General features: G+C 74.5%; 13 protein-coding genes. 2 read left to right on the forward strand and 11 right to left on the reverse strand.

Features of this window, described 5'->3' with window-relative positions:
• A complete protein-coding gene (locus ACGF3A_RS22490; RefSeq protein ID WP_393732045.1) occupies window positions 1-951 on the reverse strand; it encodes an NADP-dependent oxidoreductase in 951 nt (316 codons plus the stop codon).
• Window positions 952-1,032: 81 nt separating this feature from the next.
• Between ACGF3A_RS22490 and ACGF3A_RS22495 the strand changes: the two genes are divergently transcribed.
• A complete protein-coding gene (locus tag ACGF3A_RS22495; RefSeq protein ID WP_393732046.1) occupies window positions 1,033-1,605 on the forward strand; it encodes a TetR/AcrR family transcriptional regulator in 573 nt (190 codons plus the stop codon).
• 102 nt (window positions 1,606-1,707) lie between these two features.
• Here ACGF3A_RS22495 and ACGF3A_RS22500 read toward each other — a convergent pair whose 3' ends face one another.
• From ACGF3A_RS22500 to fmt, 7 genes are all read right to left on the reverse strand, one after another.
• Window positions 1,708-3,078, reverse strand: coding sequence for an FAD-dependent oxidoreductase (locus ACGF3A_RS22500; RefSeq protein WP_393732047.1), 1,371 nt, complete (start codon window positions 3,076-3,078; stop codon window positions 1,708-1,710).
• Window positions 3,075-4,370, reverse strand: a complete 1,296-nt coding sequence (locus tag ACGF3A_RS22505) for a cation:proton antiporter (RefSeq protein ID WP_393732048.1) — start codon at window positions 4,368-4,370, stop codon at window positions 3,075-3,077. The genes ACGF3A_RS22500 and ACGF3A_RS22505 overlap by 4 nt, the downstream gene beginning before the upstream one ends.
• 58 nt (window positions 4,371-4,428) lie before the next feature.
• Window positions 4,429-4,905 (reverse strand): cation:proton antiporter regulatory subunit, encoded by a 477-nt coding sequence (locus ACGF3A_RS22510; RefSeq protein WP_393732049.1) that lies wholly within the window; start codon window positions 4,903-4,905, stop codon window positions 4,429-4,431.
• A 185-nt stretch (window positions 4,906-5,090) separates the two neighbouring features.
• Window positions 5,091-6,101, reverse strand: a complete 1,011-nt coding sequence (locus tag ACGF3A_RS22515; RefSeq protein WP_393732050.1) for a sugar-binding transcriptional regulator — start codon at window positions 6,099-6,101, stop codon at window positions 5,091-5,093.
• A 129-nt stretch (window positions 6,102-6,230) separates the two neighbouring features.
• Window positions 6,231-6,905, reverse strand: a complete 675-nt coding sequence (gene rpe, locus ACGF3A_RS22520; RefSeq protein ID WP_393732051.1) for a ribulose-phosphate 3-epimerase — start codon at window positions 6,903-6,905, stop codon at window positions 6,231-6,233.
• 33 nt (window positions 6,906-6,938) lie between these two features.
• Window positions 6,939-8,480, reverse strand: coding sequence for an RsmB/NOP family class I SAM-dependent RNA methyltransferase (locus tag ACGF3A_RS22525; protein WP_393732052.1), 1,542 nt, complete (start codon window positions 8,478-8,480; stop codon window positions 6,939-6,941).
• Between the two features lie 196 nt (window positions 8,481-8,676).
• Window positions 8,677-9,609: a methionyl-tRNA formyltransferase gene (fmt, locus tag ACGF3A_RS22530; protein WP_393732053.1), complete on the reverse strand. Its 933-nt coding sequence runs from the start codon at window positions 9,607-9,609 to the stop codon at window positions 8,677-8,679.
• A 318-nt stretch (window positions 9,610-9,927) separates the two neighbouring features.
• Here fmt and ACGF3A_RS22535 point away from each other — a divergent pair, with 318 nt between their 5' ends.
• Complete coding sequence (locus ACGF3A_RS22535; RefSeq protein ID WP_393732054.1) at window positions 9,928-10,566, forward strand: hypothetical protein; 639 nt, start codon at window positions 9,928-9,930, stop codon at window positions 10,564-10,566.
• Between the two features lie 152 nt (window positions 10,567-10,718).
• Here ACGF3A_RS22535 and ACGF3A_RS22540 read toward each other — a convergent pair whose 3' ends face one another.
• The 3 genes from ACGF3A_RS22540 to ACGF3A_RS22550 form a co-directional block, all read right to left on the reverse strand.
• The gene (locus tag ACGF3A_RS22540) at window positions 10,719-12,932 is read right to left on the reverse strand and encodes a primosomal protein N' (RefSeq protein WP_393732635.1); all 2,214 of its coding nucleotides are present in this window, start codon (window positions 12,930-12,932) and stop codon (window positions 10,719-10,721) included.
• Window positions 12,933-13,078: 146 nt separating this feature from the next.
• Window positions 13,079-14,632: an MFS transporter gene (locus ACGF3A_RS22545; protein WP_393732055.1), complete on the reverse strand. Its 1,554-nt coding sequence runs from the start codon at window positions 14,630-14,632 to the stop codon at window positions 13,079-13,081.
• Complete coding sequence (locus tag ACGF3A_RS22550; protein WP_393732056.1) at window positions 14,629-15,267, reverse strand: TetR/AcrR family transcriptional regulator; 639 nt, start codon at window positions 15,265-15,267, stop codon at window positions 14,629-14,631. Before ACGF3A_RS22550 ends, ACGF3A_RS22545 begins: the two co-directional genes overlap by 4 nt.
• Between the last annotated feature and the right edge of the window lie 36 nt (window positions 15,268-15,303).

Here is a 15,303-nt window from a genome sequence, read left to right on the forward strand (position 1 = left end):
TCACAGGACGAGTACGAGCTTGCCGCCGGGGCGGCGGGACCGGCTGAGCTCGGCCGCTTCCTGGATCTGGTCGAGCGTGTAGGTACGGGCGACCGGCACGGCCAGCACGCCTTCGCCGGCCAGCCGGGCGAACTCGCCCATCAGGTCGTAGCGCATCTCCGTGGTGATCCGGACCCCCAGCTCGGCCGCGGCGGCGAAGTCCGAGACGGTGAGGACGCGGTCGGGATCACCGGTCAGCCCGATCAGGGTCGGCAGTGAGCCGCCCGCCGGGCTCGGCTGGTCGGCCCGGTCGATACGGCCACCGGTCGGGGCCGCGTCCAGGGCACGATCGACGCGGCCTCCGGCCAGCGCGGTGACGCACTCGGCCATACCGTCGCCGTAGGCGGTCACCTGCGCGCCGATCCCCTCCAGGGCAGCGGCCCGGGTCGGCCCGGCGGTGGCGATCACCCGGATGCCCCGGTGCAGCGCGAGGCGCACCGCCGCCTCACCCACCGTGGTGCCCGCGCCGTGGACGAGCAGCAGCTCACCCGGCTGGACGCCGAGGTCGTCGAGCGCGCGCCACGCCGTCTCGGCCGCCATCGGCAGCGCGGCGGCCTCCTCGGCGGTGACACCCTCGGGGATGCGCGCCCAGGCCGCCATCAGCGCGAACTCGGCGGCACCGGCCGTCGGGCCGTCGAAGGTGGCCGGGCCGAACACGGGGTCACCGATCTCGACGCCGGTGACGTCCTCGCCGAGCGCGTCGACGGTGCCCGCGATCTCCAGGCCGAGCCCGCGCGGCAGCGGCGGCATCCGGTCGGCGAGGAGACCGTCGACGACGTGCCAGTCGGCCGGGGTCAGGCCGCACGCCCGCACGGCGATGCGGATCTGTCCGGGTCCCGGCTCCGGCTTCGGGACGTCGCGGAGCGCGATCACCTCCGGGGATCCGAACCGGTCGAACTGAAGAGCCTTCATGACTATCCCCTATGTGATGACAGCATCTGTTGTCATCGATCCTAGCGCGACAACAGCATCTGCTGTCATATCCTGTCGCCCATGCCGAGATGGGAGTCCGACGCACAGGGTCGGCTTGAGCGCGCGGCGCTCGAGCTGTTCGAGACGCAGGGGTACGAGCGCACCTCGGTCGCACAGATCGCGCGCACCGCCGGTCTGACCGAGCGCTCCTTCTACCGCTACTTCCCCGACAAGCGGGAAGTCCTCTTCGCCGGCCACGGGCTCGAAGCCCACCTCGTAGGACAGGTCGAGGCGGCCGACCCGGGCCTCAGGCCGCTCGGGGCGCTGCTGACCGCGCTGAGGACCGCCGACGAGGCCTTTCGCTCGCGTGAGTTCCTGCTGCGCCGCGTCAGGGTGATCGCCGCCAGCCCGGCACTGGCCGAGCGCGATTTGATCAAGCTCGCCGACATCGCCGAGGCGCTGGTGCCGGCGCTCGGGCGGCGCGGCGTCGAGCCCGACACGGCACGCTTCGTCATCGACGTGGCGATGGCGGTCTCCCGGCGCGCCACGTCCCGCTGGCTGGCCGACCCGGACGCGGCGTTCTCCGAGCTCGTCTCCCAGGCCGCCGCCGAGCTGTGCGACGTGGTCGCGCCGCCGGCTCCGACGGTCCGCTGAGGGTCCGCGACAAGATCGCGAAGTCGCGCTGGAGGGCGTCGGTCGCGCTCAGGGCGCGGGCGATCCGTCCGGTTACGTGCGATCTCGGACGCGGTCCGGGCGTCAGGGCCGCCGGGGTCCCCGGAGGACCTTGGTCGCCAGTTTCGGGGCGAACAGGGCGGAGGGCGGGTCGAGGAGCTGGGTGACGCGGACGTACCGGGAGGCGGCCTCGGGGTCGTGGCGGGCGACGAGGACGAGGCGTTCGGCATAGCGGCCCAGGAGCCGCCAGGCGAGCGGGCGTTCGGCGGGGACCTGCGGCACGGAGAGGTCGGCGTTCCTGGCCATCGCCCAGGCGGGCTCGACCACGCGCGCCGCGGCGGCGAAGTAACGGGCGGGCAGTCCGTCCGGGCCGCCCTCGTCCAGGCACGCGGCGAGGGCCTCGGCCTCCTGCGCGGCGACGGTCATGCCCTGCGCGTAGACGGGGTTGAAGCTGCTGACGCCGTCGCCGACCGCGATCAGCCCCTCGGGGTGCGAGGGCAGCTTCTCGAACCGGCGGCGCAGGCTCTGCGGAAAGCGGTGGAAGACCGTCGCGCCGGACGGCCCGGCGTCCCGGACCGCCTCGTAGACCTCGGACGGCAGCGTCGTACGCGCGTACGCGAGGAAGCCGTCGTCGTCGGTCGGCGGATGGTCGCCCGCCATTCCGGCCAGGGTCAGGAGCCAGCGGCCGCCCTCCTGGAGGGCGAGCGCGGCGCCCCGGGTGGGGAGGCCGGGGACGTTGCCCACGAGGGCCATCCTGTCGCCGTCGAGGACGTCTTCGGGGAGGGCGACGAAGCGGGTGGCGTAGCCGACGTCGACCTTCAGCCGCTCCTCGGGCGGCGCCCCGTGCCCCAGGTCCCTCGTCCAGCCCGCGGCGTGTCCGGCCCGGCCCATGGCGTCCACGACGAGGCCGGCGCGCAGGACCTCCTCCTCGGCGTCCTCGCGCCGGAGCCGTACCCGGACGCCGGTCACCCGGCCCTGTCCGGCCTCGGGCCCGAGCACGTCCCGGCCCTCCAGGAACGTCACGCCGGGGAGCGCCGCGACCCGTGCCCGTACCGTCGCCTCCAGCAGCGGGCGTGTCGCCTGGAGCGCCGACACGCCCGCGTCGCCCCGGGCGAGCGGGGCGCCGCCGAGGACGTAGCGCGCGTCCTGGAGCAGGCGCGCGGTGACGGCGCCCGCGGCGCGCAGCTCCTCGCCCAGCCCGGGAAGGAGCCGCTCGATCGCCTGTGCCCCGGTGCCGAGCAGCGCGTGCACATGGCGGCCCTGCGGCACGCCCTTGCGGGGCTCGGGCCCGGCGGGGAGCCGGTCGCGCTCGACCACCGTGACCCTCGCGAAGGTCCGGGTCAGCGCGCGGGCGGCGAACAGCCCGCTCATCCCCGCGCCCAGCACGACCGCGTGCGCCGTCGTCCCCGTCGTCCCCGTCGCCCCCATGGCCCACCCCCACGTGTCGGGGCTCAACTCTCCGTATCGGTCCGGAGGTTGCGCAAGGGTGCCCCGCTGCCCGTACCGCTGCCCGCCTCGGCCGGGGCGGGATCGGGGTCGGGGTCGGCCTCGGCGGGAGCGGGAGCAGGGGCGGGTGCGGGGGCCGCGTGACGGCGGCGCAGCGCGTTCGCCCTCCGTACCACCGGCTCGGTCCAGCGCGCCGCGAGCGGCCCGACGATGACGAGGATCAGCACGTACGCCGTGGCGAGCGGTCCGATACGGGGGTCGGCGCTCGTGGCGAGCCCGGCGATGACGATGGAGAACTCGCCGCGTGCCACCAGCGCCCCGCCCGCGCGCAGCCGCCCTGGTACGCCGACGCCCGCGCGGCGCGCCGCGTACCAGCCCGTGAAGATCTTGCTGACGGAGGTGACGGCGGCGAGCAGCAGCGCGGGCACCAGCACCGGCGGGATGTCCGAGGGCACGGTGCTGAGCCCGAAGAAGACGAAGAAGACGGCGGCGAACAGGTCCCGCAGCGGGCTGAGCAGGCTGCGCGCGTTCTCGGCGGTCTCCCCGGAGAGCGCGATGCCGACGAGGAACGCGCCGACGGCCGCGGACACCTGGAGCTTCTGCGCGATGCCCGCGATCAGCAGCGTGAGGCCGAGGACGACCAGCAGCAGCATCTCGGGCGTGTCGGAGCTGACGGCCCGGCTGATGACACGCCCGTAGCGCAGCGCGAAGAAGAGCACGATGCCGACGGTGCCGATGGCGATGAGCATCGCGACGCTCGTACCGGCGAGGCCGAGCCCGGCCACCAGCGCCGTGAGCAGCGGCAGATAGACCGCCATGGACAGGTCCTCGATAACGAGGACGCCGAGGATGACGGGCGTTTCGCGGTTGCCGAGTCTGCCGAGGTCGGTGAGGACCTTGGCGATCACCCCCGAGGACGAGATCCAGGTGACGCCCGCGAGCGCCACGGCCGCGACAGGGCCCCAGCCGAGCAGCAGCGCGGCGAGCGCGCCGGGCACGGCGTTGAGCGTGAAGTCGACGATGCCCGAGGGATATTGGGTCTTGAGGCTGCCCACCAGTTCGGAGGCGCTGTACTCCAGGCCGAGGAGCAGCAGGAGCAGGATCACCCCGATCTCCGCGCCGACCTCGATGAACTCCTCGCTGGCCGTGAGCGGGAAGATCCCGCCCGACCCGAAGGCGAGACCGCCCAGCAGGTAGAGCGGGATCGGGGACAGGCCGATACGCCCGGCGAAGCGGCCGACCAGTCCCAGTCCGAGGATGACGGTGCCGAGTTCGATCAGCAGGACGGTGGTGTCGTGCACAAATGGCCCTTCATGTACCGGCCGTCGCCGGTGAGTGTTTGACCCGGCCCGGTCTTGCCTAGGTGCCGGAGATGATGCGGGTGAGCTCGTCCACGCCCTCGCGGGTGCCGACGGCCACCAGCGTGTCGCCCGCCTCCAGCCGGAAGTCGGGGGCGGGCGAGGGGACGGCCCCGGTGCGGCGCAGCACGGCGACGATGGAGGCGCCGGTGCGCGTACGGGCCCGCGTGTCACCCAGCAGCGCGTCGCTGTACGGCGACTTGCCGGAGACCGGGATGCGGACGGTGACGAGGTCGATCTCCATCTCGCAGGTGCCCAGCTTGGGGCTCTCGCCCGGGGCGAGGATGTCGGCGAGCGACTCGGCCTCGTCCCGGTCGAGCGGGACGGTGGCCTGGCAGGAGTCCGGGTCCTCGGGGTCGTAGAAGCCGAGGAACCTGCGGCCGTCCTGATGGGCGACGACGGAGATATGACGGCCCGCACGGGTCGAGATGTCGTACTGCGTGCCGAGCCCCGGCAGTTTGGTGCTCTTGGTCGTCATGGCGGGGGTTCTGCCTCCTCGGGCGTGTCACGGACCGGCCGTCTTTCGGCCGAGACCGGGACAGATCGTAACGCCGTGCTTCGTACGTCTGTCCAGACGGTCGTCCCGTGCACGCCCCGAGGGCGCCCGGAGAGGCGGAGAGGCAGGGAGGCGGAGCGGCAGAGCGGCAGAGCGGAGGAGAACGCTCAGGCCGCTGCCGTGCCGTCGGGGTCGGCGCGCTCCAGCGCCGGACGGGCGCCGGGCCGCTCCTCGCCCAGCAGCGCGTCGGCCGCCGCGGTGTCCGTCACCAGGCTGGTGACGAGGCCGGAGCGGAGCACGGCGCCGATCGCGGCGGCCTTGCGGTGCCCGCCCGCGATCGCGACGACCTCGGGGATACGACGCAGCCGCTCGGCCTCGACGGTGATGCACCGCTCGCCGAGGTCCCGCCCGATCCTGCGCCCGTCGGCGTCGAAGAGGTGCGCCGACATCTCGGCGGCGACGCCCAGCGAGGAATAGTGGTCGCGCTCCTCGGCGCTGAGCATGTCGTGGACGGTGGAGATGCCCGGCTCCCAGGAGCCGATGGAGACGGCGGCGACGGTGACCTTGTCGAAGTACTCGAAGGCGCGGGCGATCCCCGTCTGGCTGCGCAGCGTGGCGGCCGTGGCGCTGTCGGGCAGCAGCATCGGCGCGTAGATCGGGTGAGCCTCTCCCCCGGCGACCTCGGCCGCGCGGCGTACGGCTTCGACGGAGCCCCGGTCCGCCGTCCCCGCGTCGTACACCCCCGTCAGCTGCACGACCGTGCAGGGGGGCAACTGGCGTAGCGCGGTGGCCATATGGATGGTCGAGCGGCCCCAGGCGAGGCCCAGGACGTCGCCGTCGGTGACGAGTTCGCCGAGGAGGTCGGCGGCCACCTCGCCCAGGTTCTCGGGGTCGGCTCCGCTGTCGGGGGTGGAGTCGCCCGCCTCGCTCGGGGACTCCACGACGACCGCGTGCCGCAGGCCGAAGCGGGCACGGAGGGCGTCGGAGCGCTCCGCGTCCAGCTCGGCCGGGACGCGGATCTCGATCCGCACCAGATCGCGTTCGAGCGCGGTCTCCAGGACCCGGGCCACCTTGAAACGGCTGACCCCGAACTCGTCAGCGATCTGGATCTTGGATTTCCCCTCCAGGTAGAAGCGGCGGGCCATGGCCGCCGCCTGCATGAGCTCGGCGGGTCCCATTCGCGTGGCTCGCCCCGACGACACCGCACTCACCTCACTGTCTTGCCGTATTCACGCTGTTGGCGCTTTTGCGCTGCGCGTTCATCCTTGCAGATCCGCCGCTGTACAGGGCCGGGCTGAGGCAGTCGTTCAGCTTCCGTTCGCCCGGTGTGCCGCCTCCTCGGCCTGTGCGCGCAGGGCCTCGACGGCCGCCGCGGGGTTCTCGGCACCGTAGACCGCGGAGCCCGCCACGAAGACGTCGGCACCCGCCTCGGCGCACCGCTCGATCGTGGAGGCGGAGACTCCGCCGTCGACCTGGAGCCAGAGCTGCAGGCCGTGCTTGTCGATGAGCTGCCGGGTCCTGCGGATCTTGGGCAGCATGATGTCGAGGAACGCCTGCCCGCCGAAGCCCGGCTCCACCGTCATGACCAGCAGCATGTCGAGCTCGGGCAGCAGGTCCTCGTACGGCTCGATCGGCGTGGCGGGCTTCAGCGCCATCGAGGCGCGCGCCCCCTTCGCCCGGATCTCCCGCGCGAGCCGTACGGGCGCGGCCGCGGCCTCCGCGTGGAAGGTGACGGACCCGGCCCCGGCCTCGACGTACTGCGGGGCCCAGCGGTCCGGCTCGTCGATCATCAGATGGCAGTCCAGCGGGGTGTCCGTCGCCTTGGCGAGGGCGTCGACGACCGGAACGCCGAGCGTGAGGTTCGGGACGAAGTGATTGTCCATCACGTCCACATGGAGCCAGTCGGCGCCGTCCACCGCCTTGGCCTCGTCGGCGAGCCGGGCGAAGTCGGCGGACAGGATGCTGGGGTTGATCTGAGCCATGGGTCCAGTATCTCGTGAGTGCGGGCGGAGTGATCAGGCGGTGCGGCGCAGCAGCGCGAGGTACATCGCGTCGGTGCCGTGCAGATGCGGCCAGAGCTGTACGTCGGGGCCCTCGCCGAGCGCGGGGACGCCGGGGAGCAGCGGACGGGCGTCGATCAGCTCGGCGGCGCTCCCCTCCTTCCCGTCCTTGCCGAGGGTCTTGAGGACGTCGTCGACCACGGCCCGGGTCTCCGCCAGGTGCGGCGAGCATGTCACGTACGCCACGACGCCGCCGACGCGGACCGCGCGCAGCGCCTCGCGCAGCAGCCCGCGCTGGAGCGGAGCGAAGCCCTCCAGGTCCTCCGGGCGGCGCCGCCAGCGCGCCTCCGGCCTGCGGCGCAGCGCGCCGAGCCCGGTGCAGGGGACGTCGGCGAGGACCCGGTCGAAGCTTCCGGGCCGCCAGGCGGGCCGGGTGCCGTCGGCGGTGACCACGGCGTACGGCCCGGGGTTGCCGTCCAGCGCGCGGGCGACGAGCCGGGCACGGTGCGGCTGCTTCTCGGCGGCGACGAGCGCGGCGCCCGGACCGCCGGCCCCCCGGCCGGCACCTCCGTCGGCTCCTCCGGCTCCTCCGGCTGCTTCGACTCCTCCGGCTCCTTCGGCCGCGAGTGCGCCGAGCAGGGCCGCCTTGCCGCCGGGGCCCGCGCAGGTGTCGAGCCAGCGGGCGTCGGGGCCCTCCAGGGGCGCGCTCGCCAGCGCGAGGGCGACGAGCTGACTGCCCTCGTCCTGCACCCCGGCCCGGCCCTCGCGCACGGCGTCGAGCGCGCCGGGCTCGCCGCCCTCCGCGAGCCGTACGGCGTACGGCGACCAGCGCCCGGGCTCCGCCTCCTCGACGGCCGACAGCAGCTCCTGCGCGCTGGAGCGCCCCGGCCGCGCGACGAGGGTGACCTCCGGGCGCGCGTTGTCGGCCTCCAGCAGCTCCTCGATCCCCTCGCGCCCGCCCCCGAGCGCGTCCCACAGCGCGGAGACGACCCAGCGGGGGTGCGCGTGCCGGAGAGCGAGATGCTCGACCGGATCCTCGTCGTACGGCGGCGCGACGCGGTCGAGCCAGCCGTCGAGGTCGTCGGCGGCGATCTTGCGCAGCACGGCGTTCACGAACTTGGCGCGCCCGTCCCCGAGCACGACCCGCGCCAGCTCCACCGTCGCGCTCACGGCGGCGTGCCGGGGGATGCGCGTACCGAGCAACTGGTGCGCGCCGAGGGAGAGCACGTCGAGCACGGGCGGGTCGACGTCACGCAGCGGCCGGTCCACGCACTCGGCGATCACGGCGTCGTACGTGCCCTGCCTGCGCAGCGTGCCGTAGACCAGCTCCGTCGCGAGCGCCGCGTCCCGCGCCTCGAAACCCTCCTGCTCACGCGCCTTCTTCAGCAGCGGAGGCAGGACGAGGTTGGCGTACGCGTCGCGCTCGTCGACGGCGCGCAGCGCCTCGAAGGCGAGGACCCTGACCGGGTCCTTGCGGGGGCGGCGGTAGGGCTTCGCCGACTTGCCGGACCTGCCGGGGGTCGCGGGGTTCGCGGATCGTCGTGACCGAGTGCTCACGGGTAAAGGTGCTCCGGGGTGGGTGTGATGTGGCTCCCCACCCTACGTCCGCCCCTCCCCTGCCCGCCGGGCGGCGAGGCCCTCGTCGATCTTGCCGACCCCGGGGCCCACTCGGCCCACACCTGCCGGGCGGCCGGGCGGCCGGGCCGCCGAGGCCTGGTCGGCCTCATCGAGCCAGTCGGGGGGGGTGACGCCGTCACCCCACGCGCTCGCCCTCCTCGATGCGCGCGCCGCGGGCCCAGTCCGTGGCGCGCATCGGCTTCTTGCCCTGGGCCTGGACCCAGTCGAGCGCGACCGGGTGCGAGCCCGTGCCCACGTGCACGGCCTTCTTGCCCACCGCCAGCTGCCCCGGCTCCAGCCCCTCGGGCCCGTCGGGGGCGAGGGCGACGGAGCGGACCTTGAGCCGCTCGTCGCGGAAACCGGTCCACGCCCCGGGCGCGGGCGTACAGGCGCGGACGACGCGGTCCACGCGCAGCGCGGGCGCCGTCCAGTCGATACGGGCGTCCTCCACCGAGATCTTCGGCGCCAGCGAGACGCCGTCCCCGGTCTGCGGAACGGCCTGGAGGCTGCCGTCCTCGATGCCGTCCATCGTGGCGGCGAGCAGCCCGGCACCCGCGAACGCGAGCCGCGTCAGCAGGTCACCGCTGGTGTCGGTGGGCCGCACCTCGTCGGTCACCACCCCGAACACCGGGCCGGAGTCCAGCCCTTCCTCGATCAGGAAGGTGGAGGCCCCGGTCACCTCGTCGCCCGCGAGCAGCGAGTGCTGCACGGGCGCGGCGCCGCGCCAGGCGGGGAGCAGCGAGAAGTGCAGATTGACCCAGCCCTTGGCCGGTACGTCGAGGGCGACGCGCGGCAGGAGCGCGCCGTAGGCGACGACGGGGCAGCAGTCCGGACCGATCTCGCGGAGGCGCGCGAGGAAGTCCTCGTCGCGGGGGCGCGCGGGCTTGAGGACCTCGATGCCCGCCTCCTCCGCGCGCTGGGCGACGGGGCTGGGAACGAGGTGCCGTCCCCGCCCGGCCCGCGCGTCGGGCCGGGTCACGACGGCGACGACCTCGTGCCGGTCCGAGGCGATCAGGGTATCGAGCGCGGGAACGGCGACCTCGGGGGTGCCTGCGAAGACGAGCCTCATCGGTGGCGAACTACCTCTCGCGAACTGCGGTGACGGGAGTGCTGGCGGTGACGTCGGCGCCAGGGGTGGCGGAAAACGCCTGGAAGACAGCCCAGTTTAAGGTCCGCGCGAGGCTCCCGCCCGAGGGGCGTACGGAACACTGCGCGCCCTCCGCACACCTCCCCCACGCCCCCACACCGTGACCAGAGCGACCGTTTTGGCGTTGGTCAAGTCAGATTGACCGAATCGGGTCGCCAGCAGCACTCGGCGACTCAGGGAGTCGCTTTCGCGGCACCTCAGCAACAACAGCCCTTTTCAGCCGGTTCGAGAGGCTTCTTCATGGCCGACCACGCAACCCATGACGCCCAGGCGCGGGCCAGCCTGCATCTTCTGGTGCGGGACATCGAGCGGGTCCGCCGACAGGTGGACGCGCTGCGTACGCTCACGGCGCAGCTCGGCAATGTCTACCGCCCGCGGCGCACCGGCCCGTCCGCGGGCTTCGTCGTCTACGGCCGCGCCCCGGCGCCGACCGTCAGGCTCGCCCAGGAGCTACGGGACAGCGTCGAGACGCTGGTGACCGCGGCGGTGGACTTCGACCGCTCGCTGGGCTTCTCCTGGGACGCGGTGGGTTCGGCGCTAGGGGTCACCAAGCAGGCCGTGCACCGCAGGTACGGCTCGCGGCGCGGGACCGCGCGCACCTCCCCGGAGACGGCCGACGCCACGGCCCCCGCCGCCCCCGCGACGGCCCCGGCCCCGGCCCCCGCTCCGGCGGGCGCGCCGCGCTCCCCGGAGACCGTGCCCGCGGCGGCACGTCCCATCGTGCCCGTCGCTCCGGGTGCGCCGGGGGTCCCGGCGCCCGGCGTCCCGCGGCCCACCCCCTCGGTGCCCGCGGCCCGATCCATGCCGACGCAGCCTTCGCAGGCCGGCCCGCCGCAGGAACCCCGCCCGGGCGCACTCCCGGGCCCCCGCAACGGCTGACCCCGCGACGGCCGCCCCCGCGGCCGGACTTCCCCTCCCCGCACCTCCCTTTCGTTCTTCGTTCCTCCTCCCCCCGCTGCCCCCGGCGTCCGCCAGACGCCGGGGGCAGCCCCACGAGCACGCCCCCTGCCCCCCTGTCCCCCTTTGCTTCTTCAGCCGATGTCCGGCGGGTCGATACGGACGTGCGCCACCGGCCCCTCCCTACGGGTCAGCCGTGACACCAGCGCGGTCTTGAGCGAGGCCGCGAGCGCGGCGCCACTGCCGGTCGGCACCCGCACGAGCGCCCGCTCCCAGCGCTCGCCCGGCGGCGGATCGCCGGGGCGGCGCGGCTGGCCCCGCTCGACGACCTGCAACGGAACCGGGCCCAACACCTCGGCCCGCTCGGGCAGTTCCGCCGCCCCGAGCAGTGCCGCCACCGCCTCGGGCGTACCCGTGACGGCGGCCATCCGGGACACCGGGGGGAAGCCCAGCTCCGCCCGGTCGGCCAGCTCGCGCCGGGCATGGCCGACCGGGTCCCAGCGCACCAAGGCCTGCACGGGCCGCAACGTCTCCTCCGCCACGATCACCACGCTGCCGCCCTCCCCCTGCGGACGGACGAGCGAGGCCGCACCCAGCCAGCGCCGGAACGCCTCCTCCCCCGCCCGCAGATCGGGCCGCCCCAGCAGCGCCCAGCCGTCCAGCAGCAACGCCGCCGCATAACCGGACCCCGCCTCGGGAACGGGCTCGGCCCCCGGCGTCGACACGATCAGCGCGGGCCGGTCCGGCACGGTGTCCAGCACATGGTCACCCCCGGACGTCCGCACGGGCACCGCCGGAAACGCCCGCCCCAGCTCCTCCGCCGTACGCCGCGCCCCGAACACCCGACCCCTCAGCCGCGCCCCGCCGCACTCCGGGCACCGCCAGTCCGGCACGCCCCGCGCGCACCAGCCGCACCGCAACTCCGCGCCCTCCCCCGCCGCTTCGAGCGGCCCGGCGCACTGCGGGCAGCGCGCGGGCTCGCGGCAGCGCTCACAGGAGAGCCGGGGCACATAGCCACGCCGGGGCACCTGGACCAGCACGGGGCCGCGCTCCAGCCCGTCCCGCGCCACGTTCCACGCCAGGCTCGGCAGCCGCGCGCTGCGGGCCGCGGCGTCCCGCGCCTCGTCCCGGTCCCCCACCGTGCGGATCAACGGCGCGACGACACGGACGAGCGAACGGTCCGCGACGAGCGGCCGCGCGAACCCCGACTCCACCAGCTGCGCGGCCTCGACCGTGCACCCGTGCGCCCCGAGCAGAAAGGCGGCCTGCTCCGTGACCGCGCGCTGGAGCAGCACCTCGCGGGCGTGCGGCTGGGGCGCGCGGTCGTCGCTGTGACTGCTGTCGCCGTCTTCCCAGATGGCGGCCAGCCCCAGCTTCCGCACGGGGGCGAACATCGCCGCCCGCGTCCCCACCACGGCACGCACCGCGCCCCGGTTCACCGCGAGCCACCGCTCGTACCGCGCCTCGGGCCCGGCGTCGGCGGTGAGCAGCACATGGTGGTCGCCGCCGATGAGCGCGGTCAGCGCCGCGTCGACACGGGCGGCGGCCCGGCCGTCGGGGAGCACCGCGAGCGCGCCCCGCCCGGAGGAGAGCGTGGCGGCAATGGCGCGCGCCAGCTCGTCCGCCCAGCTCTCCCTGCCGGGCAACGCCGTCCACACCGCGCGGGGCGCCTCCTTCCCGGCCAGCGCTCCGAGGAACGCCTCCCCCTGCTCGTACCGCCCCCAGCCTCCCGGCTCCGGCGCCTTCGGCCTCGGGCGGCGCTTGGGCGAGGCCTTGCGCTCGGCCCGCGCCCGCCGGGGCGGCACGGCCAACTGCACGACGTCCGCGAGCGAACCCGCATACCGGTCCGCCACGGCACGGCAGAGCTGGAGCAGACCGGGACCGAGCACGGGCTCCGGGGACAGCACCTGGGCGAGAGGGGCGAGCTTGCCGGGGAAGTCGGAGTCGGCCCGCCGCTCGACGATGAACCCGTTGGTCAGCTTCCCCCCTTCCCTGCGCCCCTCGCGCTCTCCCGCCCCGAACCTGACCCGGACCCGGACGCCCGGCTGAGCCTCCTCGTCCATGGCGGCCGGAACCGCATAGTCGAAATAGTGGTCGAGGTGGACCAGCCCCTTGTCGACCAGGACCCGGGCCACCGGGAGCCCGGACGCCAGATCGGCACCGCGCCAGGTGCGGGGCTTGGCCTTCGCGGGCTGCTGCCGCTTCTTGTGCTCCCGCACGGTCTCGCGAATGAGCGCGAGCTGCTCGGGCGGTTCGGGCGGTTCGGGCGAGGCTGGCGGCCCGTGCGGCGCAGACGGCTCAGACGCCTCAGCCGACTCAGACGCCCGAGTCTCGCTCCCGTCCGGCACCTGCTCTCCCCGTCGCTCATCGTCCCTGCTCACAGCCCCAGTATTAACAGACACCGCTGACACCTTCGCCCGTGCCGCCCCTCGACGACCGCTCTCCGGCCAGCCGCCTCCCCCCGGCACTCGCCGCTCACGCGGGCGCTCATCCGCTAGTCGTGTTCCGCGGCGGCCCGGGCCCGCCCGCTGCCCGCGACCGTACGGCCGCCTCCACCGCCTGCCGGAACGGGGACCGGCAGGTCCCGTATGAGCAGTAGCGCGGCGAGCGCGAGGACTCCGCCGACGGCGCCGGTCCACGCCACGGTCGAGCCGATGACCGGGGCTGCCGCCGCCGCGGCCCCGCCGGTCGCTTCTCCATGCGAGGCAGAGGTGCCGGTGATGCTCGTGAGGTGCGACGCGGCCAGGGACTGGGCGACGGCCAGGCCGAAGGCGCCGCCCACCTGCTTGGTGAGAGCCGAACCGGCCGTGGCGCTGCCCATGTCGGCCCGGGGAACGCAGTTCTGGGTGGCGATGGTGAGGCCGCCCATCGCCGGGCCCGTCCCCAGCCCGGCCAGCAGCAGCCAACCGCAGGTGAGGGCGAGGGGCGTGCTCTCGTCCAGGGCGAAGAACGCGCCCGTGCCGGCCGTCAACAGCCCTGCCCCCGCCAGAAGCACGGGCCTCGCCTGGCCGCTGCGGAGGACGGCGGCCGCCGTCAGCCTGTTGCCCAGCACCATGCCGCCGAGCAGCGGCAGCAGCATCAGCCCGGAGACGGTGGCCGAACTCCCCCGTACGTACTGGAAATAGAGCGGCATCATGACGCCCATCGGCAGCGCGGCGAGCTGGAAGAAGAACCCGGCGCTCAGCAGCGCGGCGTAGGTGCGGCGGCGGAACAGATGCGGCGGTAGCACCGGAACCTCGGCCCGCCGCTCGACCGGCACGAGCAGGGCCAGCAGCGCGAGCCCCGCCAGCAGGCACCCCGCGACCACGGGATCGCCCCACCCCGGGAGCCGCCCGCCCACCGGATTGCCCTTCAGGCTGAGCCCCGTGAGGGTCAACGACAGACCGGCGGCTAGCAGCAGGATCCCCGCCACGTCGAGCCGCCCCGAGGGCGCCGGGCCCGGCCTCCGCTCCGGAAGGACGAGGGCGAGCACGGCCGCGGCCGCCACCCCCAGCGGCAGGTTCAGCCAGAACGCCCAGCGCCAGTCCGCATGGTCGGTCAACAGCCCTCCGACCAGCGGCCCGCCGAGCAGACCGAGGACCATCATCACGCCGAGCACGCTCTGCATCCGGACCATCCCGCCCGTCCGGTCGGGCGGATACAGGTCCCGGACCAGCGCCATCCCGAGCGTCAACAACGCCCCGGCGCCCAGCCCTTGCACCGCGCGGGCGCCGATCAGGGTGAGCATCGACCCGGCGAGCCCGCACGCGAGCGAGCCGCCGAGGAATATGCCGAGCCCCGCGAGCAGCAGCTTCCTGCGCCCGTAGAGGTCCGAGAAGCGCCCGTACACGGGGACACTCACCGACGACGTGAGCAGATAGGCGGTGACCAGCCAGACGTACCAGGAGTCCGTCCCGCCGACCTGCTCGACGATGCGGGGCAGCGCCGTGCCGATCACCGTGCCGTCCAGCATGGCGAGGAAGGCGCAGCTCAGCAGGGCGAGCGTGATGAGACGCCGCCGGGCCCGCCCCAACACGTCGTACGCCCCTTCCCCCTCAGCCCCGCTCACGACGCGCTCCCCCGCTCCCCCAGCGCCCCGCGCTCCGTCAACGCCCCGTGCAGGAAGAGCTCGACCAGCTCCTCCATGCTCAACGGCTCGGGGGCGCCCGGCCGTCCGGTCGACATCAGGAGCATCTGGAACGCGTCCGCCAACCGCTCCGGCGACAGCCGCAGGGCCTCCCTGTCCGGCTCGAACAGCGCCGCGAGCGCCGCGCGCGGCGCCGCCAGTCCCGCCTCCCGGTCGGGCGGAGTCCCCCCGCCCTCCCCGGGCGGCTGCCGGGACAGCTTCCCCACCGAGGCCAACGCCCCTGCCACGTCCCCTATCCGGTTCATGTACCCCCGCATGACCTCGGCCGCCTCGGTCAGCCGCCCGGCCAGCGGCTGGTCCAGCGCCACGGCGCCGAGATGCGCCACGGTGTCATCGGGTCGCACGACCTCCTCCATGCAGGCCGCCAGCAGTGCGTCCTTGTCCTCGAACGCGCGGAAGATCGTCCCTTCCCCGATCCCCGCGGCCCGCGCGATCTTCGCCGTGGTCACCGCCGCCCCGTACTCCACCACGAGCGGCAGCGCCGCGGTCACGATCATCGCCCGCCGCTGATCAGGACTCATCGCAGGCGCCCGGCGCCTCGCAGGTGTCTCAGCCATGCCCCCAGAGTACGGAGTGAGTGCTCACTCCGTCAA

Origin of the sequence: Streptomyces sp. NPDC048172, assembly GCF_043202595.1 — a bacterium.
In the GTDB taxonomy this organism is placed as follows: Bacteria; Actinomycetota; Actinomycetes; order Streptomycetales; family Streptomycetaceae; genus Streptomyces.